Below are 17,989 nucleotides of genomic sequence, written 5' to 3' on the forward strand. Positions count from 1 at the left end.
GCAGGCCCCGCAACGGGCTCGTTAAACGGCGAGAGCCGGTGGTTTCCTTTCGGGAACCACCGGCTCTTCCGCTATCCAGCGATCAAACGTTCGACGCCGGTCAGGCCACGGCAGGTGGCAGCAGGAGCGATCCACCCGGGATGGCGTCCAGGAGCGCCTGGGTGTATGCCTCACGGGGGTTGTCGAAGACGTCGTCAGTGCTGCCCGTTTCCACAAGCTGGCCCTTTTCCATGACGCAGACGTGGTCCGCAATCTGGCGGACAACGGCGAGGTCGTGGGTGATGAACAGGTAGGTCAGGCCAAGGTTGTCCTGGAGGTCTGCCAACAGGTTCAGCACCTGAGCCTGGACGAGGACGTCCAAGGCTGAGACCGCTTCATCGCAAATGATGACTTCGGGATCCAACGCCAGCGCACGGGCAATGGCGATACGCTGCCGCTGCCCGCCCGAGAGCTCATTGGGATACCTCTGCATCATGGACTGGGGCAAAGCCACCTGGTCCAACAATTCGCGGACCTTCTTCTCGCGGCTGGCCGCATTCCCGATCTTGTGAACACGCAGCGGCTCTTCGATGGTCCTGAAGATGTTGTACATCGGGTCCAAAGAACCGTACGGATCCTGGAAGATGGGCTGCACGCGGCGACGGAACTTGAAGAGCTCCTTGCCCTTCAACCCCGCGGTATCCACGCCGTCGAAGATGATCTGGCCCTCAGTGGGCTTCTCGAGCTGGAGAACCATCTTGGCAACAGTGGACTTGCCCGAACCGGACTCGCCCACGATCGCCGTCGTGGTCCCTCGTTTGACGCTGAAGCTGACATCGTCAACAGCAGCGAAATCGGACGTCTGCCCCAGTCCCTGACGCAATTTGTAGATCTTGCGCAGGTTCTTGATCTGGAGGACCTCGTCCTGGACCCGGCTTTCTGCGGCAGCAATGGGCGCCAAAAGATCGCCGGCCTCCACACCCTGTTCCTTGGCCACCTGTATACGGCGCGATGCCAGGGAAGGCGCCGACTCAACCAGGCGACGGGTGTAGGGGTGCTGGGGGTTGCGGAGGAGTTCCAGCGAGGGACCGGCCTCCACCACGTTGCCCTGGTACATAACGATCACTTTGTCGGCGCGTTCGGCGGCAAGGCCGAGGTCGTGCGTGATCAGCAACACCGAGGTGCCGAGTTCAGTGGTCATGGTGTCCAAGTGGTCCAGGATCCTGCGCTGTACCGTGACATCCAAGGCCGACGTCGGTTCATCGGCAATGAGGAGCTTGGGCTGGCAGCTCAGGCCGATGGCGATCAGCGCGCGCTGGCGCATGCCGCCGGAGAACTCATGCGGGTACTGTTTGGCACGCCGTGCAGCGTCAGGGAGTCCGGCTTCCGCGAGGACGCGGGCAACGTCCTCCGGACCGTCCGGACGACCGTTGGCCTTCAGGGTTTCCCGCACCTGGTAACCGATCTTCCAGACCGGGTTCAGGTTGGACATGGGGTCCTGGGGAACCATGCCGATGTGGCTGCCGCGGAGCTCGATCATGCGCTTTTCCGACGCATGGGCGATGTCTTCGCCGTCAAGCAGGATCTGGCCAGCTGAGACGCGGCCGTTGTTGGGCAAGAGGCCGATGGCGGCCAGCGCCGTCGTCGACTTTCCAGAGCCCGACTCCCCCACAATGGCGACCGTTTCGCCCGGCATGATGGTCAAATGGGCGTTCTTGACCGCCTTGACCTCGCCGGAACCGGTCTTGAAGGTGATGGCCAGGTCCTTGATCTCCAGGATGGGCCGTACTGGTGCCGTGGCTTCATCAATTCTGATGTTCGCAGAAGTCATGGTCGCCTCCTTAGCGCTGACGGCTCTTGGGATCAAGAGCATCGCGGACGGCGTCGCCAAGCATGATGAAGCTCAGGACGGTGATGGACAGGGCGGCTGCCGGGTAGAGCAGGATCCCGGGGTTGGTGCGGATGGATGCGTTGGCCGCGGAAATGTCGTTACCCCACGACATCACGCTGCCGGGCAGCCCGACACCCAGGAAGGACAACGTGGCTTCCAGGACGATGAAAACGCCCAGTTCCAGCGTGGCAAGGACAATCACGGGTGCCAAGGCGTTCGGCAGCGCATGTTTGACCAGGGCACCGAACTTGGAAACACCCAATGACCGGGCCGCCGTGACGAAGTCCGCGTTACGCACTTCTATGACGGCACCTCTGGTAATACGTGCCATTTGGGGCCAGGCAAGCAGGGATATGGTCAGGACCACTGTCCAGACGCTCCTGTTCTCACGGAACAACGGCAGCTGCGTAATGACCAGGGCGCCCAGGATGATCGGCAACGCGAAGAAGATATCGCCAAGACGTGCAAGGACGGAGTCCAGCCAGCCACCGTAGTAACCGGCCAGCGCACCGAGGGTGACGCCGATAATGACAACGGCAAGCACGGACAGGACACCAACGGACAGGGACGCTTGCGTACCGTGGATCACGCGGGAGTAGACGTCGCAACCCTGCAGGGTGAAGCCCAGAGGGTGGCCGGCAGTGGGTGCGCCCTCGGAGTTGGCCAACTGGCAGTCATTGTTGGGTTCGACGCTGGTGAACAGCCCCGGGAACACGGCAACGATCACAAGGAGCAGGATCAACAGCGAGGAGACGATGAACATGGGGCGCCGCCGAAGCTTGCGCCAGGCATCAGCCCAAAGACTCAGGGGCGCCTGATCTGTCTTGACAGCGTCAGTGGCCAGAAGCGGTGTCTCCTCGACGGGAGCCACAAAGTGTTCATTATTACTGGTCATAGCGGATCCTCGGGTCAAGCCAGGCGTACAGGAGGTCAACCAAGAGGTTGGTGATAACAAAAACCAGGACCAGGACACTCACAATGGCAACGATGGTGGGACCCTCGCTGCGCTGGATGGCCTGGAAGAGTTTGTTACCCACTCCGGGAACGTTGAAGATACCTTCGGTAACGATGGCGCCGCCCATGAGCCCGCCAAGGTTGGCGCCCAGGTAGGTCACCACCGGGATCAATGAGTTCCTGAGGATGTGGGCCATCACGACGCGGGGCCGGGACAAGCCCTTTGCTGTCGCAGTGCGTACGTAGTCAGCGTTCATGTTCTCGCTGACCGAGGCCCGGGTCAGGCGAAGGACATAGGCGAAGGACACCAGGCCCAGGACGACGGCGGGAAGGATCAGGTTGCCCCAGTCCGCATTGGCACCCACCGTAGGTTTGGCCCAGCCCAGCTGGACACCGAACACCAACTGGAAGACGAAGCCCAAAACGAAGGTGGGAACTGCGATCACCAGGAGCGAAACGACCAGAACGGTGGAGTCGAAGAGCTTGCCCTTCTTCAGGCCAGCGAAGACACCGAAGGCGATGCCGAACACGGCCTGGATGATGAGGGCCTCAATGGCGAGCATTGCCGTGACAGGGAAGGCCCTTGCCAGGGAGTCAGCAATGGGCTGCTGGGTGAAGTCAACGCCGAGGTTGAAAGTAAACAAGTTCTTGATGAAGAGCCCGTATTGAACCCAGAACGGCTGGTCCAGGTTGTACTGGGCCCGCAGGGCGTCGATGACGCTCTGCGGCGGCTGGCGATCCCCGAAGAGGGCAGCAATCGGGTCGCCGGGTAGTGCGAAGACCATGTAGTAGACGAGGAGCGTGGTCCCCAGGAATACCGGGATGACCTGGAGGAGTCTACGGAAAATGAAGCGAACCACGGGTCACCCCTCTCCGGTGGTGGGGCATTGGTGTGTCATGTGTGCCTTCCTGCCAAGCAAGCAAGGGGGGCCCGGCACGTTGGCCGGACCCCCTTTGCCCTAAGGCAAGTTCAGATCCTGGAGACTACTTGGCCTCGATGTCGAAGTAGCGGACGCCGCCGTTCCAGCCGGTTTCAGCTGACACAACGTTGTTGCTCCAAACGATCGGGGTCGCCCGGTACCACAGGGGCAAGCCCGGGAGTTCCTTGAACAGGATCTCCTGTGCCTCGTTGAACTTCTTGTTGGCGTCTTCCGGAGTCTTGGCTGCAAGGCCTTCCTTGAGGAGCTTGTCGAACTCGGCGTTCGAGTACTTCTCGTAGTTGGACGAGGCGTTGGTTGCCCATACCGGTCCGAGGAAGTTGTAGAGCGACGGGTAGTCACCCTGCCAGCCGGCGCGGGTCAAGCCCGGGAGGGACTGCGACTTGCGCAGGTCCAGAACTTCAGCGAACTTTGCGAACGGCTGGATTTCAGCCTCGATGCCGAGGTTGTTCTTGAAACCGTTTGCTACGGCGTCGATCCATTCCTTGTTGCCACCGTCAGTGTTGGAGGCGATCAGAAGCGGCTTGGAACCGTCGTACGGCTTGATCTTCTCGGCGTCGGCCCAGAGATCCTTGGCCTTCTGGGCGTCGAACTTCAGGACGTCGCTGCCGGGGATGGCGTCGTTGTAGCCGTCGAGCACGGGAGCCGTGAACTCGGTGGCCGGGGTACGCGTGCCGTTGAAGATGACCTTGGTGATCTCTTCGCGGTTGATGGCGTGGGACAGTGCCTGGCGACGCAGGATACCGGCTTCACCCTGGAAGTTCGGGTTGTAGCCCGGGATGTTCAGGGTGGCGTTGTTGGCGTTCGGGCGCGTGGAGTTACGGTCCGGGAAGTCCGTGGTGTAGGTCTTCAACGCGTTCGACGGAACAACGTCCGTGATGTCGAGGTTGTCGGCCTGGAGATCCGTGTATGCGGGGCCCGGATCGGTGTAGAACTTGAAGGTCACGCCGCCGTTCTTGGCAGCACGCGGGCCGGTGTAGTCGGCGTTCTTGACCAGGGAGATGGACTGGTCGTGTACCCAGGCACCTTCCTTCTCGAACTTGTACGGGCCGTTGCCGATCGGGTTCTCGCCGAACTTCTTCGGGTCCTTCAGAGCCTCGGTAGGCAGCGGGTAGAAGGCGGAGTAACCGAGGCGCAGCGACCAGTCAGCCTCGGGCTGGCCGAGCTTGACCGTGATGGTCTGGTCGTCAGTCGCGGCCAGGCCGGACATGGTCTGCGCCGTCGGTGCCGGAGTGGAGGTCTTCTTGCCGTCGGCGCCGGTGGTCTCGGTGACTGCACTGACGTCGGCGTAGCCCTCGATGGACTCGAAGAAGAAGCCGTTGTTCTGGAGGTTGGTGCTCAGCGCGGCGAAGTTCCAGGAATCAACGAACGTCTTGGCCGTGATGGCCTCACCGTTGGTGAATTTGGCGCCGGACTTGACCTTGATGGTCCAGTTCTGCGAGTCGGTTGTCTCAATCGACTCCGCCAGAGCGTTGACGGGCTTGCCGTCCGAGTCGTAGGCGCGAAGGCCTTCGAACAGCAGCTCGACGACGCGGCCACCGTACACCTCGTTGGTGTTGGCCGGAAGCAGCGGGTTCTGCGGTTCGTTGCTGTATGCGGAAATGACCTTGTTCGGGTCAGCTGCGGCAGAGCTGTTTGTGCTGGTGCCGCCACCGCCGCCGCAACCGGTCACTGCGAGGGCGATGATCGCCGCTACGCCTAGAGCTTTGGAAGTGCGCGAGAAACGCATTCCGCCTCCTATGAGTCGTGGAGTTGAGCAGGAGAAATTCGTGATTTCCCCCAGGCACAGGCACAGTTTCCTACTGTGACGTTGCCTACATGTGTGTGTAAGCCTACCCACATTGTGTCCGGATGTTGGGACATGGTGGCCAAACTGTAACCGTTCCGCAACCTACACATGCCTAAATTGGCGGGAATTTCAAGTCAAACCCTACTCGGTGGTAGCATTCGCTGTCTGACAGCAGGACAGGACGATTTTTGGGCAAAAAAGGACCCCGGTTCTGTCGAACCAGGGCCCTTCCGATATTCTGCAGCGTGCACAGCGACCTACACGTTGAAGCGGAACTCCACCACGTCGCCGTCGGCCATCACGTACTCTTTGCCTTCGATCCGGACCTTGCCGCGGGACTTTGCCTCCGCCATGGAACCGGCGTCGATCAGGTCATCGAAGGAGACAACCTCGGCCTTGATAAAGCCACGCTGGAAGTCGGAGTGGATCACGCCGGCTGCCTGGGGCGCGGTGTCACCCTGGCGAATGGTCCAGGCCCGGGTTTCCTTGGGACCGGCCGTCAGGTAGGTCTGCAGGCCAAGAGTGTGGAAGCCGACCCGGGCCAACTGGTCCAGGCCGGATTCGCTCTGGCCATTCATTTCCAACATCTCGCGGGCTTCTTCCTCGTCCAGTTCCACGAGGTCTGATTCCAGCTTGGCGTCAAGGAAAATTGCATCAGCAGGGGCAACCAGGGCACGAAGCTCATCCTGCTTGGCCGGATCGCCAAGGATGCCTTCATCCGCGTTGAAGACGTAGATGAAGGGCTTGGCGGTAAGAAGGCCCAGCTCCTTGAGGTGCCCCATCTCCAGCTTGTCGCTCTTGATCGAGGAGAAGATGGTGTCGCCGCGTTCCAGCACAGCCTGGGCCGCCTTGATGGCTGCGAGCTCGGCAGCTTCGCGCTTCTTGATCTTGACTTCTTTTTCGATGCGCGGAATGGCGTTCTCGATGGTCTGGAGATCTGCCAGAATCAGCTCGGTGTTGATGGTCTCCATGTCGGAGCCCGGATCAACTTTGCCGTCGACGTGGATGACGTCGGGATCATCAAATACGCGGACAACCTGCGCGATGGCCTCTGCCTCGCGGATGTTCGCAAGGAACTTGTTGCCCAAACCTTCGCCCTCGGATGCACCCTTCACGATGCCGGCGATGTCCACGAAGGACACCGGAGCGGGCAGCAGCTTCTGGGAACCGAAGATTTCCGCCAGCTTCGCCAGCCGGGGATCCGGAAGGTTCACGACTCCGACGTTGGGTTCGATCGTTGCGAACGGATAGTTCGCTGCGAGCACCTGGTTGCGGGTCAGTGCGTTGAAAAGAGTTGATTTGCCGACGTTGGGCAGTCCGACGATGCCAATAGTAAGAGCCACGAGCATTGATTCTACCCGTTGGAACGTTGTCCCTGCGTGTTGCTGCCCACGAAGTGCGCCCACCGCGGTGGCCTCACTAAAACTGTCGTACCCCTGTGACAGGGTTGCCTCATGGATGGATTTGGATTGGTTTTGGCCCTGCTCATGCTGTTGATCGGCGCCGCCGTGGGCCTGGCGGCGGGCTATGTTGTCTTTCGGCGCCGGGGCGCGGGCTTGGAAGAAGACTTCGACGCCGTATCGGCGCGCCTCTCGGAGGTGACGGCGCAGCTGGCAGCAGCCGACGCCGAGCGGCGACTTTTGTTCACACAGAACCGCGAGTTGACCGCGTCCAGGAACTCGGACGGCAGTGTTCTTCGTGCCCTCGCTCCGGTCGCTGAGAAGCTGACGGCCGTTCAGCAGCAAGTGTCGCTGTTGGAACGGGACCGGGTGGAGCAATACGGCCAACTTGCCCAGCAGCTGCAGGATGCCCGGTTGTCCGACGAGCAGCTCCTGAGATCAACGCACGCCTTGGCGTCGGCCCTGCGCTCCAACAGTGCGCGTGGCCAGTGGGGCGAGGTGCAGCTCCGCAGGGTGGTGGAGGCCTCCGGGATGCTGAGGCACGTGGACTTCCATGAGCAGGTGCATTCGGGCCGGACCGAGACCACGCTTCGCCCGGACCTCGTAGTCCAATTGCCGGGTGGCAAGCAACTGGTGGTGGATGCCAAGGTCCCGCTCGCCTCCTACCTCGCCGCGCAGGAACAACTGCACGGAGACGGCGCTTTTGGGGAGTCCGTAGCACCCGCCAACAACCATGATTCCAAGACGTTGCTGGCCCAACACGCGAAAGCGTTGAAGGCCCACATCGATGCTTTGGCGGGCAAAAAGTACTGGGACATTCCCGGAAACTCCCCCGAGCTGGTGATCTGTTTCCTTCCTGCTGAGTCCATCCTGGCGTCAGCCCTCGAGGCAGATCCCGCGCTGTTGGAATATGCCCTGTCCCGGAACGTGGTGTTGGCGTCTCCCGGAACCTTGCTGGCGGTCCTCAAATCGGTGGCCTTCACGTGGCGCCAGGATGTCCTCACGGACAGCGCCCATGAACTGTTCGAGCTCGCCAAGCAGCTCTACGAGCGTATGGGCACACTCGGGGAGAATGTTGGCAAGCTGGGTAGCTCCCTGAAGACGTCCGTGGACCGGTACAACGCGATGGTGGGCACTCTGGAAGCCCGGGTCCTGCCGACCGCACGCAAGCTCAACACCATGGACGATGCCGGCCTTGCCGCGCCGATGTCCGTTGAGGCAGTCCCCCGTGCTTTGGCAGCCCCTGAGCTTCTGGTTGAAGAGTCCGAAGAGTCTGCGGCATAACGAACAGGCCCGCAGCATCGCCTTCCCTTGGGGAGGCGATGGCTGCGGGCCAGTTTTTTGAGTTCCTGTTGTGGAGCGAAGCGCGTTAGGACGTGGTCCGGTTTCCGCGGCCGCCGAGCGCACGCGTGACGTCGCCGGCTTTCTTCAATGTGGCCCGCAACTCCTTGGGAAGTGAGAAGAGAAGGTCTTCCTCTGCCGTCACGATTTCCTGCACTTCGCCGTAGCCATAATCAGCCAGCAGCCGCAGGACGTCCTTGACGAGTACCTCCGGTACAGAGGCACCCGAGGTCACACCGACCGTTGCGACGCCCTCGAACCAGGATTCGTCCACTTCGTTGGCGAAGTCCACGCGGTATGAGCTCTTGGCGCCGTACTCCAGGGCAACCTCAACCAGGCGCACGGAGTTCGACGAATTGGCTGAGCCCACCACGATGACGAGGTCAGCCTGGGGAGCAATCTTCTTGATGGCCACTTGGCGGTTGGTGGTGGCGTAGCAAATGTCGTCGCTGGGCGGATCTTGGAGGGTCGGGAACCGGTCCTTGAGGAGACGGACCGTCTCCATGGTTTCGTCCACGCTTAGTGTCGTTTGGGAGAGCCAGATCGTCTTCTCGGGGTCGCGCACGGTGACCTTGTCTACCTCGTGCGGGCCGTTGATGATCTGGATGTGATCCGGTGCTTCACCGGCGGTTCCTTCGACTTCCTCGTGGCCTTCGTGGCCGATCAGGAGGATGTCGTAGTCATCCTTGGCGAAGCGCACAGCTTCCTTGTGAACTTTGGTGACCAGCGGGCAGGTGGCGTCGATGGTACGGAGGCCGCGGTCTTCAGCGGACTGGACCACAGCCGGAGATACACCGTGGGCGGAGAAAATAACCAAGGCACCCTCAGGGACCTCGTCTGTTTCCTCGACGAAGATGGCTCCTTGTTCCTCCAGGGAGCTGACCACATGGACGTTGTGGACGATCTGTTTACGGACGTAGACCGGAGGCCCATAGTGCTCAAGGGCTTTTTCTACAGCAATGACTGCCCTGTCCACTCCGGCGCAATAGCCGCGCGGCGCCGCCAGCAGAACCTTCTTGGGACCCGTGACGGGTGCCGCTGCCTGTACCTCTTCCGGAGATCGCCGTCTGCGCGGCACCGTGGGCATAGGAATGGAAACTGCTGTGCTGGTCATGCCTCCATGCTACCGGCCCGGCCTTTAGCTTCGGGCCGAACGTGACCCTCGTCGCCCTGAGACCACTGCCGCTATGACGCCCACCACCAGGACCGCCCCGGACACCACGGCTGCGATCCAGACCCACTGGCCAAAACCGTTGCGGGCCGTGGTGAGGAACTCGTCCTTGAACAGTTCTGCCACGCCGTTGGCGCTGGCAAGACTTCCGACCATTCCACCAGCGAGGTCTGCCCCCGCCGTCCAGAGGGCTGCGAGAGCCAACCCCCCAAGGCCGAGGAAAACCACAGCCAATGACCGGCGTCGTGCGGCCGCCAGTGCCAGCAGTGCAGACACGAGCGCACCGGCAGCGGCGATCCACCACAACGGCGCAAAGGCTGCCACGCGTTCCACCAGTTGCCGGTGGGACGGCTCTCCCAGGGAGACAAGGCTCTCCGTGGGGACATCGAGCCTGATCCGCGTAGCCTCGGCAAAATGATCGCGGATCAGCCGCACAAGGGGCCCAATATCCAGGACCAGTGCTGTGGACGCCGCGGATTCTTCAGCCTGCGTGACCGTCCCGAAGTTCAGCCTGTGGCTGTTCCGTACGGTTTCCTCCCAGGCTTGCGGGTAGTCACTCCAGGACTGCATTCCCGTGGCCGCGTTCCGGAGCGCGTCGGCCGCCAGGGATTGGATGGGGCCCGGCAGGTCCACGGAGGACTCAAAGGTGCCCACTGCGGCCGCAGCCAGGCGGCTCTGGAATTCTGGATCGCTTCCCAACGATCCCGCGATCCGGACGAAGCCCTCTTCCTTAACGATGTTCTGGTCCACCCAGGCCGCGGGGACAGCGACGCCTGCCAACAGAACGGCGAGGATCACTCCCAGTGCTGAAACGAAAGTACGCAAGGTCATCCTCAGGGTCGTCGGCTGTGCCACCATCCTAGGTCTGTCCACATGATAGGAAAAATGTCCGGGCCGGCTGGGATGCTATGGATAGAGTTGGAAAGCGGCCGGCAACCAAAGCCGCACCCCGGAGCGAGGACACATCATGCAGCAACAGACACGGAGACCGGAACAGGTATGGACCGCCCATGTCCGCTGAAGCGACGCCGGAATCTACTTTGCCCGGGACAGCGGCCGAAACAAGCCCGGATAACCCCTGGCCGCTGCAACTTTTGTCCCGCAAGCTCAAAGCCCACATCGAGCGGGCACCCGCGGCGTGGATTGAGGGGCAGGTCATTGAGCTGAACCGCAGGGGTGGCAATGCATTCCTGACCCTGCGTGATGTTGACGCCGAAATTTCCCTGCCCGCATCGGTGTGGTCCACAGTGCTTGACCGCCAGAAGATCCCGCTCGAACGCGGATCCCGCGTGGTTGCCTTGGTCAAACCGGATTTCTGGGTCAAAACAGGGCGGCTGAACATGTCCGTCAAGGACATCCGGCCTGTGGGCTTGGGCGACTTGCTGGCCAGGATCGAGAGGCTTCGGCAGGCGTTGGCGGCCGAAGGCCTGTTCGCTGACTCCCGGAAACGCAAGTTGCCTCTGCTCCCCCACCGCATCGGCCTCATCACCGGCCGGGACTCGGATGCTAAAAAGGACGTCCTGCGCAATGCGGCGCTGCGCTGGCCGGCGGTTGAGTTCGACGTCCGCGAAGTTGCTGTCCAAGGCAACACCGCCGTCTCGCAGATCATCGCAGCGTTAAAGAAGCTCGACGCCGATCCTCAAGTAGACGTCATTGTCATGGCACGCGGCGGTGGCGCGTTGGAAGACCTCCTCCCGTTCAGCAACGAGGACCTCATCCGGGCAGTTTCTGCCGCCACCACTCCGGTTGTCAGTGCGATCGGGCACGAAGCCGACCGACCCATCCTTGACGACGTGGCGGACCTTCGCGCGTCAACGCCCACCGATGCCGCCAAACGGATAGTTCCGGACGTTGCCGAGGAACTGGCCATGGTCCGCCAGGCCAGAGACCAGCTCCGCCGAAGCATCGGAAGGACGGTGGACCGGGAGACGGACCGCCTCCATGCGTTGAGGTCACGGCCGGTCCTGGCGGCGCCGGCTTCCATGGTGGACGCCCGGGCGGATGACATCCACCGCCTGCAACGGCGCTCCCATTCGGCAGTCAACACGGCCGTTGTCCGGGCCTTGGACCAGGTCCATCACTTACGCGCACAGGTCAGGGCCCTGTCTCCACAAAAGACACTGGACCGTGGCTATGCCGTAGTCCAGATTGTTGGCGAGGACCAGGCCGGGCACACAGTGGTGAGCAGTCCCGAGGAAGCCCCCGACGGAACCGCACTGGCCATTCGGGTAGCCGAAGGTCGCTTCAGGGCAATTTCCACAGGCCAAGGACACATCGTGGCCCGTTGATGAATCGGTCACCATCGTCATTACCGAACACAAAGGACATCATGACCGAGAACAACTCATCCGCATCTTCACCGGAATCCCTGGACTCCTTGAGTTACGAGGAAGCCCGCGAGCAACTCATGGGCGTCGTTAGCCGCTTGGAGGCTGGGGGTGCCAGCCTGGAAGAATCCCTGGCCCTCTGGGAACGGGGCGAAGCCCTGGCGAAACGCTGCGAGGACTGGCTGGAGGGCGCCCGCAAACGCCTGGCCACAGCCCGGGATGCAAGCAACGACGCCGGTGCTGCCACCCAGTAACGCCAAAGCAGCACCGCAGACGGAGCAGCGCCGCATGGGTTCCTAGGAAGCCACCACCAGAGCGCGCTCCGCGGCGACGTCGAATTCGGCCTTGGGCCAGTCCAACTGGAGGCGTTCAAGTGCATCCAACAGAAGCTGCTGCACGGCGATGCGCGCGTACCACTTCTTGTTGGCCGGAACGACGTGCCATGGCGCAATGTCCGTTGATGTCTTCTCGAACGCAACACCGTAAGCGTCCATGTAGTCGTCCCAGAACGCACGTTCGGCAAGGTCCCCGCTGCTGTACTTCCAGTGCTTGCGGGGATCGTCCAAGCGGGCGATCAGCCGTTCCTTCTGCTCGTCCTTGCTGATATTGAGCATGACTTTGACGATGGTGGTGCCTTGGTCTGCGAGGCTGGCTTCAAAGTCGTTGATGGCCTCGTAACGGCGTTCCAGCTCCGAAGCGTCCGCCCAACCATGCACGCGATGGATCAGGACGTCCTCGTAGTGTGAGCGGTCAAAAACCCCCACCATGCCGGCACCGGGAGCTTCTTTCTCGATCCGCCAGAGGAAGTCGTGCGACTTTTCCTCATCCGTGGGGGCCTTGAAGGCATGCAGTTGAACACCCTGGGGGTCCATGGCGCCCACCACATGGCTGACAATGCCGCCCTTGCCGGCAGTATCCATTGCCTGCAGGATCAACAGGAGCCTCTTGGGACTGCCAAACCGGCCTTGGGCGAAGAGCTTCTCCTGCAGTTCTGCCAGCCGTGCGTCCTGGGCTTCCAGCAACGCCTTGCCGTCAGCTTTCGCGCCGGAATACCCGGGGGTGGAGTCCGGGTCCACGCTGGCCAGCGTGAACCCGGATCCGACCCTCAATACCTCAGCAGGACTCTTGGCGAATTCAACTGCAACAGCCATCGGGTGTGCCTTTCCGCAGGGCCGTGCCCTCGTGGAACGGCCATGGACCTCAGGCTAGTTGCCCGGGTACCTCGACAGGAAGTCCGCCATGCGGCCAATGGCCTCTTCAATGTCTTTGACGTTGGGCAGGGTGACCATGCGGAAGTGATCCGGGCGCACCCAGTTGAAGGCCCGGCCATGGGAAACCAGGATTTTCTGTTCCTTCAACAAATCGAGGACAAACTTTTCGTCGTCCCGGATGTGATAAACCTCAGGGTCCAGCTTGGGGAACAGATACAGCGCTCCCCTGGCCTGTTGGGTGCTGACTCCGGGAATGGCATTCAAGAGGTCGTAGGCTGTGTTGCGCTGCTCCAAAAGCCTGCCGCCGGGCAGAATGAGATCGTTGATGCTTTGGTAGCCACCGAGTGCCGTTTGGATGGCATGCTGCGCGGGAACGTTGGCGCACAAACGCATGTTGGCCAGGAGGTTGATGCCCTCAAGGTAGTCGGCGGCGTCCTTCTTGGGCCCCGAGATAGCCATCCAACCAGCCCGGTAACCACAGACGCGGTAAGCCTTGGACAGGCCGCTGAACGTCAGGCACAGGACGTCGTCACCGGTGAGCCCGGCGAGGTTGATGTGGACAGCGTCCTCGTAAAGGATTTTCTCGTAAATTTCATCGGCAAAGAGCACCAGTCCGTGTTTCTCGGCGAGAGCGACAATCTTCTTGAGCGTCTCTTCCGGGTACACCGCGCCGGTGGGATTGTTGGGGTTGATCACCACAATGCCCTTGGTCCGGGGCGTGATCTTCGCTTCAATGTCCTCAAGGTCAGGCTGCCAGCCGGAGTCCTCATCACAGAGGTAATGCACGGGACGGCCACCTGCCAGAGCAACTGAAGCAGTCCACAACGGGTAGTCGGGCGTGGGAATCAGGACCTCGTCGCCGTCTTCAAGAAGGGCCATGAGTGACATGGTGATGAGTTCGCTGACACCGTTGCCAAGGTAGATGTCATCGACGTGGATGTTCTGGATGCCGCGGGTCTGGTAGTACTGCGATACAGCGGTCCTGGCCGAGAAGATCCCGCGCGAATCGCTGTAACCCTGGGCGTTGGGAAGGTGGCGGATCATGTCCACCAAAATGGCGTCGGGCGCTTCAAAACCGAAGGGAGCCGGGTTTCCGATGTTCAGTTTGAGGATCCTGTGACCCTCTGCCTCCATCTGCTGGGCGGCCTGAAGAATCGGTCCACGGATGTCGTAAAGGACATTATGAAGCTTGGTGGACTGCTTGAATTTCGCCATCCCTCAAATATGCCACACAGGTCATGGACTTCAGCTGAGACTTAACTCACAGAAACGACGACGGCGGTGACGGTCCCGCGCGGGTCCGTCACCGCCGTCGTACGCGGCTTTGATCAGGCGTTACTTGACGATGCCCTTGTCCTTCAGCCAGGCGGCTGCTGCGTCCTTGGGCGCCTGCTTCTGGTCGCCGCTGACCGCGCGGTTCAGGTTGATGAGGTCATCCGTGGTCAGGATCTTGGAGACGTTGTTAAGCGCTTCCTTGGCCTTGTCCGTCATCTTGGCCTCCTTGACCAGCGGGAGCACCTGCTGGGCCTTGAAGTTGTTCTTCGGGTCTTCCAGGACCACGAGGTCGTTATCTGCGATGGACGGCGTGGTGGTGTAGATGTCGGCTACCTGCACCTTGTCCTCCAGCAGGGCCTGGAGGGTCAGGTTGCCGCCGCCGTCGCTGAAGGGCTGGAGGCCCTTGAGCTCGCAGTTGTAGTTGGCTTTCAGGCCCGGGAAGCCGTAGGCACGCGTCTCGAACGTGGCCGGAGCTGCCATGGTGAAGTCCTTGCAGACCTTGGCCAGGTCCTCGATGGATTTGAGCTGGTACTTTTCCGCCGTGGCTTTGGTGACCACCATTGCGTCCTTGGACTCGGCCTTTGCCGGTTCCAGGACTGCGAGGCCATCCGGAAGCTTGCCCGGGAGCGCTTTGAAGACGTCCTCCGCTGAAACTTCCTTGGCCTCGGTGTCCACGTAGGACAGGAGGTTGCCGGAGTAGTCCGGGACGAGGTCGATGGAGCCGTCCTGGACTGCCTTGAAGTAGATTTCACGCGAACCGATGTTCGGCTTGGAGGTTGCGGTCAGACCCGCGGCGTTGAGGGCGCCAACGTAGATCTCGGCAATGACCTGGCTCTCGGGGAAGTCGGCCGAACCAACCACCAGCGAGCCGCCGGCAGAGGATCCGCTGGGTGCCGAGGTGGATGGCGTGGCCAAGGGGCTTCCGCCACACGCGCTCAACGCGAGGGCCACACCCAGTCCGGCTGCGAGGCCGCCGAGACCACGGCGTGTAAGGGTCATGGGGACGGGGTTCTTCATGGTGTACCTCCTTGAACGGCAGCCCCGGCGGGAGCTGTGGCTGTGAGATCGTCGGACGCCTTCTGGCGGCCGCTTGAGTCGAGGGTCAGGCCTGGTGAGATAACGAGCCGCTGTACCCCGGCCAGGATCAGGTCGACGGCGATGGCGAGCCCGGCAATGAGCAGGGAACCACCCAGCATCCGGGGGAAGTCCTGCAGGACGAGGCCGTCAAACAGGTAGCGTCCCAGCCCGCCCAGAGGCAGGTAAGCCACCACCGACACGGTGGCGATGACCTGCAGGACCGCGGTGCGGATGCCACCAAACATCACCTGCAATCCGTTGGGCACTTCCACCCGGAAGAGGATCTGAAGTTCGGTCATGCCCATGGCACGGGCAGCATCTACCACGGTGGAATCAACGCTGGAGATCCCGGCGTACGTGCCGGCCAGCAATGGCGGAACCGTAAGAATGACCAGAGCCCAGACGGGCGGCATCAAACCGCTGCCCGCGAGCAAAGCGAACAGGACCAGCAAACCGAGCGTGGGGAGGGCACGCAATGCGCCGGCCACGGCGACTGCAACCACCCGGCCACGGCCGGTGTGCCCGATGTAAAGACCAATGGGGACGGCGATGGCCGCAGCGATCAGGAGAACGAGTCCACTGTATTGGAGGTGTTCCAGCAAGCGGGTGGGGATTCCACCGCTTCCGGTCCAGTTTTTGGGGCTCGTCAGCCAGGCGATGGTCTCTGCAAAGATATTCATGCGGAGGCCCCCGGATCAGGCCGAAGAGCAGCGTGTGGAGCGGCTGGCCCGGACTTGGGTTCGGTGAGGAGCGCAGTTCCGTCCTGCCGCGAGGTCTTGCCGCCTGCAGCACGCGTCCATGGAGTCAGAAGCCGCTCAAGAACCACCAGGACAGCATCCATCAGCAAAGCCAGAATCAGAATGGCGATGATGCCCACCACCACAACAGTGATGAACGTACGCTGCAGGCCGTCAGTAAACAGGACTCCGAGGTTTCCCACCCCAAGAAGAGCGGCGACGCTGACCAAAGAGATGTTGCTGACCGACACCACGCGCAGGCCTGCGAACAACACCGGCAAGGACAAGGGCAGGTCAACCTGGAAGAAACGGGCCAGGGGCTTGAACCCCATGGCAACCGCCGCATTGCGGAGGTCGTCGTCCACGGAATCGAACGCATCAATGGCTGCGCGGACCAGCAGCGCCACCGCATAGATGGTCAACGCCACCACGACGTTCAGCGGATCCAGGATCCTGGTGCCCAGGATGGTGGGGAGAATAATGAAAAGTGCCAGCGACGGAATGGTGTACAGCAACGAGGTAGCGGTGGTCACTATCGACCTGAGCGTGCTGTTGCGCCTGGCCAACTGGGCCAGCGGGATGGAAATCAGCAGGCCCAGGATCATGGGAATGATGGCGAGCACCATATGCTGGCCCGCCAATCCCAGGACCATGCCACTGTTGTTGAGGAACCACTCCATCAGGTGGCGTCCTCCCTGTGGTGGCGGACTTCTTCGATGAGTGCCAGGACTTCCGGCGCCTTCAAGACTCCGGCCACGCGGCCGTCGTCGTCTACTGCCACGCCAAGACCCGACGGCGACGACAACGCCGCGTCCAGGGCGCGGCGCAGGGTGTCTCCCTTACGGAACAGCGACCCGCCCGGGATCAAACCTGCACCATCGCGCGGCGAGGACCATCCCAACGGGCGGGAGTCGGCGTCGACCACCAAGGCCCACTCCCCCGATGCCCGGCCCGCGTGATGACCGTCGGAAGGACTGACCATGGTGACTGGGTGCACGGTCACGGCGTCCGCTGCGTTGAAAGCCAGGTGCCTGAACCCGCGGTCGCGTCCTACGAAGGAGGCCACGAAGTCGTTGGCCGGTGCCCTCAGGATTTCTTCCGGCGCGGCATACTGGGCAAGTTTGCCTCCAACGGCGAAGACCGCAACTTTGTCGCCAAGAACCGTTGCTTCGTCGATGTCGTGAGTGACGAAAACAATGGTCTTGGCCAGTTCCCGCTGGAGGCGCAGGAGTTCTTGCTGCAGTTCGTCACGGACCACCGGATCCACCGCGCTGAAGGGTTCGTCCATCAGCAGGACGGGCGGATCAGCAGCGAGCGCCCGGGCCACCCCGACGCGCTGCTGCTGACCACCTGAGAGTTGCGACGGGTACCGCTTGCCGAGGACCGAAGCCAATCCCACGACGTCCAGGAGTTCCACCGCGCGTTTCCGCGCATCCGCCTTGGAAACACCGTTGAGGCGCGGAACGGTGGCGATGTTGTCCAGGACGGAGCGGTGCGGCAGGAGGCCCGATGACTGCATGACATAGCCCATGGATCGGCGGAGCTCGGGCGCAGGAACCTGCGAAACGTCCTTGCCCGCCACCGTGATGGTCCCGCTGGTGGGTTCCACCATCCGGTTGATCATGCGCAGGGATGTGGTCTTGCCGCAGCCCGAAGGCCCAACGAACACCGTGATGGAGCCTTTGTCGATGGACATGCTGAGGGCGTCCACCGCCGGCCGCCCGCCCTGGTATTGCTTAGTCACGCTTTGGAACTCAATCATGGCTTCGGCCATACCCGGGCTTACCTATCTGTGGTCGAGAACATCGGTAGAGCCACACGATCATATGCACTCTTATTACTTGGCTGCAAAGCAATCTTCACCCAGACTAGCCAGCACCGCGGGCGATGTCAGCGCCG

General features: G+C 61.9%; 16 protein-coding genes. 3 read left to right on the forward strand and 13 right to left on the reverse strand.

The genetic code is table 11. The annotated features are described in order from the left end of the window. Positions 1-100: 100 nt before the first annotated feature. From RQH14_RS08350 to ychF, 5 genes are all read right to left on the reverse strand, one after another. Positions 101-1,810, reverse strand: coding sequence for an ABC transporter ATP-binding protein (locus RQH14_RS08350; protein WP_311212829.1), 1,710 nt, complete (start codon positions 1,808-1,810; stop codon positions 101-103). 10 nt (positions 1,811-1,820) lie between these two features. Next, positions 1,821-2,765, reverse strand: a complete 945-nt coding sequence (locus RQH14_RS08355) for an ABC transporter permease (protein ID WP_089595704.1) — start codon at positions 2,763-2,765, stop codon at positions 1,821-1,823. Next, positions 2,755-3,684: an ABC transporter permease gene (locus tag RQH14_RS08360; RefSeq protein WP_026539948.1), complete on the reverse strand. Its 930-nt coding sequence runs from the start codon at positions 3,682-3,684 to the stop codon at positions 2,755-2,757. Before RQH14_RS08360 ends, RQH14_RS08355 begins: the two co-directional genes overlap by 11 nt. Before the next feature lie 124 nt (positions 3,685-3,808). Next, complete coding sequence (locus RQH14_RS08365; RefSeq protein WP_311212830.1) at positions 3,809-5,491, reverse strand: ABC transporter substrate-binding protein; 1,683 nt, start codon at positions 5,489-5,491, stop codon at positions 3,809-3,811. Between the two features lie 317 nt (positions 5,492-5,808). Beyond that, a complete protein-coding gene (gene ychF / locus RQH14_RS08370) occupies positions 5,809-6,894 on the reverse strand; it encodes a redox-regulated ATPase YchF (protein WP_089597521.1) in 1,086 nt (361 codons plus the stop codon). Positions 6,895-7,005: 111 nt separating this feature from the next. Here ychF and RQH14_RS08375 point away from each other — a divergent pair, with 111 nt between their 5' ends. Next, complete coding sequence (locus RQH14_RS08375) at positions 7,006-8,235, forward strand: DNA recombination protein RmuC (protein ID WP_311212831.1); 1,230 nt, start codon at positions 7,006-7,008, stop codon at positions 8,233-8,235. Positions 8,236-8,320: 85 nt separating this feature from the next. Here RQH14_RS08375 and RQH14_RS08380 read toward each other — a convergent pair whose 3' ends face one another. Both RQH14_RS08380 and RQH14_RS08385 read right to left on the reverse strand, forming a co-directional pair. Then, a complete protein-coding gene (locus RQH14_RS08380; protein WP_311212832.1) occupies positions 8,321-9,406 on the reverse strand; it encodes a 4-hydroxy-3-methylbut-2-enyl diphosphate reductase in 1,086 nt (361 codons plus the stop codon). A 24-nt stretch (positions 9,407-9,430) separates the two neighbouring features. Then, a complete protein-coding gene (locus tag RQH14_RS08385) occupies positions 9,431-10,294 on the reverse strand; it encodes a hypothetical protein (RefSeq protein ID WP_311212833.1) in 864 nt (287 codons plus the stop codon). Between the two features lie 179 nt (positions 10,295-10,473). On the opposite strand from RQH14_RS08385, the gene xseA reads away from it, so the two are divergent. Next, complete coding sequence (gene xseA / locus RQH14_RS08390; protein ID WP_311212834.1) at positions 10,474-11,751, forward strand: exodeoxyribonuclease VII large subunit; 1,278 nt, start codon at positions 10,474-10,476, stop codon at positions 11,749-11,751. 41 nt (positions 11,752-11,792) lie between these two features. Next, complete coding sequence (locus tag RQH14_RS08395) at positions 11,793-12,044, forward strand: exodeoxyribonuclease VII small subunit (protein ID WP_311212835.1); 252 nt, start codon at positions 11,793-11,795, stop codon at positions 12,042-12,044. 42 nt (positions 12,045-12,086) lie between these two features. Here the strand turns inward: RQH14_RS08395 and RQH14_RS08400 are convergent, their stop codons facing one another. From RQH14_RS08400 to RQH14_RS08425, 6 genes are all read right to left on the reverse strand, one after another. Next, positions 12,087-12,941, reverse strand: a complete 855-nt coding sequence (locus RQH14_RS08400) for a polyphosphate kinase 2 family protein (RefSeq protein ID WP_311212836.1) — start codon at positions 12,939-12,941, stop codon at positions 12,087-12,089. Between the two features lie 54 nt (positions 12,942-12,995). Further along, positions 12,996-14,216, reverse strand: a complete 1,221-nt coding sequence (locus RQH14_RS08405; RefSeq protein WP_311212837.1) for a pyridoxal phosphate-dependent aminotransferase — start codon at positions 14,214-14,216, stop codon at positions 12,996-12,998. A 120-nt stretch (positions 14,217-14,336) separates the two neighbouring features. Beyond that, positions 14,337-15,293, reverse strand: coding sequence for an ABC transporter substrate-binding protein (locus RQH14_RS08410; protein ID WP_311212838.1), 957 nt, complete (start codon positions 15,291-15,293; stop codon positions 14,337-14,339). Further along, positions 15,290-16,033: an ABC transporter permease gene (locus RQH14_RS08415; protein WP_311212839.1), complete on the reverse strand. Its 744-nt coding sequence runs from the start codon at positions 16,031-16,033 to the stop codon at positions 15,290-15,292. The genes RQH14_RS08410 and RQH14_RS08415 overlap by 4 nt, the downstream gene beginning before the upstream one ends. Next, positions 16,030-16,770, reverse strand: a complete 741-nt coding sequence (locus RQH14_RS08420) for an ABC transporter permease (RefSeq protein WP_311212840.1) — start codon at positions 16,768-16,770, stop codon at positions 16,030-16,032. Before RQH14_RS08420 ends, RQH14_RS08415 begins: the two co-directional genes overlap by 4 nt. After that, a complete protein-coding gene (locus RQH14_RS08425) occupies positions 16,770-17,864 on the reverse strand; it encodes an ABC transporter ATP-binding protein (protein ID WP_311212841.1) in 1,095 nt (364 codons plus the stop codon). Before RQH14_RS08425 ends, RQH14_RS08420 begins: the two co-directional genes overlap by 1 nt. Positions 17,865-17,989 lie beyond the last annotated feature (125 nt).

It is taken from the genome of Arthrobacter sp. WCS2018Hpa-7 (assembly GCF_031843805.1).
GTDB lineage: Bacteria > Actinomycetota > Actinomycetes > Actinomycetales > Micrococcaceae > Arthrobacter.

Excerpts from the sequence above, each read along its gene's own strand:
- RQH14_RS08365 (WP_311212830.1), bottom strand. The coding sequence starts at position 5,491 with ATGCGTTTCTCGCGCACTTCCAAAGCTCTAGGCGTAGCGGCGATCATC.
- RQH14_RS08385 (WP_311212833.1), bottom strand. The coding sequence starts at position 10,294 with ATGACCTTGCGTACTTTCGTTTCAGCACTGGGAGTGATCCTCGCCGTT.
- RQH14_RS08405 (WP_311212837.1), bottom strand. The coding sequence starts at position 14,216 with ATGGCGAAATTCAAGCAGTCCACCAAGCTTCATAATGTCCTTTACGAC.
- RQH14_RS08380 (WP_311212832.1), bottom strand. The coding sequence starts at position 9,406 with ATGACCAGCACAGCAGTTTCCATTCCTATGCCCACGGTGCCGCGCAGA.
- RQH14_RS08425 (WP_311212841.1), bottom strand. The coding sequence starts at position 17,864 with ATGGCCGAAGCCATGATTGAGTTCCAAAGCGTGACTAAGCAATACCAG.
- RQH14_RS08355 (WP_089595704.1), bottom strand. The coding sequence starts at position 2,765 with ATGACCAGTAATAATGAACACTTTGTGGCTCCCGTCGAGGAGACACCG.
- RQH14_RS08400 (WP_311212836.1), bottom strand. The coding sequence starts at position 12,941 with ATGGCTGTTGCAGTTGAATTCGCCAAGAGTCCTGCTGAGGTATTGAGG.
- RQH14_RS08420 (WP_311212840.1), bottom strand. The coding sequence starts at position 16,770 with ATGGAGTGGTTCCTCAACAACAGTGGCATGGTCCTGGGATTGGCGGGC.
- RQH14_RS08375 (WP_311212831.1), top strand. The coding sequence starts at position 7,006 with ATGGATGGATTTGGATTGGTTTTGGCCCTGCTCATGCTGTTGATCGGC.
- RQH14_RS08395 (WP_311212835.1), top strand. The coding sequence starts at position 11,793 with ATGACCGAGAACAACTCATCCGCATCTTCACCGGAATCCCTGGACTCC.
- RQH14_RS08410 (WP_311212838.1), bottom strand. The coding sequence starts at position 15,293 with ATGAAGAACCCCGTCCCCATGACCCTTACACGCCGTGGTCTCGGCGGC.
- xseA (WP_311212834.1), top strand. The coding sequence starts at position 10,474 with ATGTCCGCTGAAGCGACGCCGGAATCTACTTTGCCCGGGACAGCGGCC.
- RQH14_RS08350 (WP_311212829.1), bottom strand. The coding sequence starts at position 1,810 with ATGACTTCTGCGAACATCAGAATTGATGAAGCCACGGCACCAGTACGG.
- RQH14_RS08415 (WP_311212839.1), bottom strand. The coding sequence starts at position 16,033 with ATGAATATCTTTGCAGAGACCATCGCCTGGCTGACGAGCCCCAAAAAC.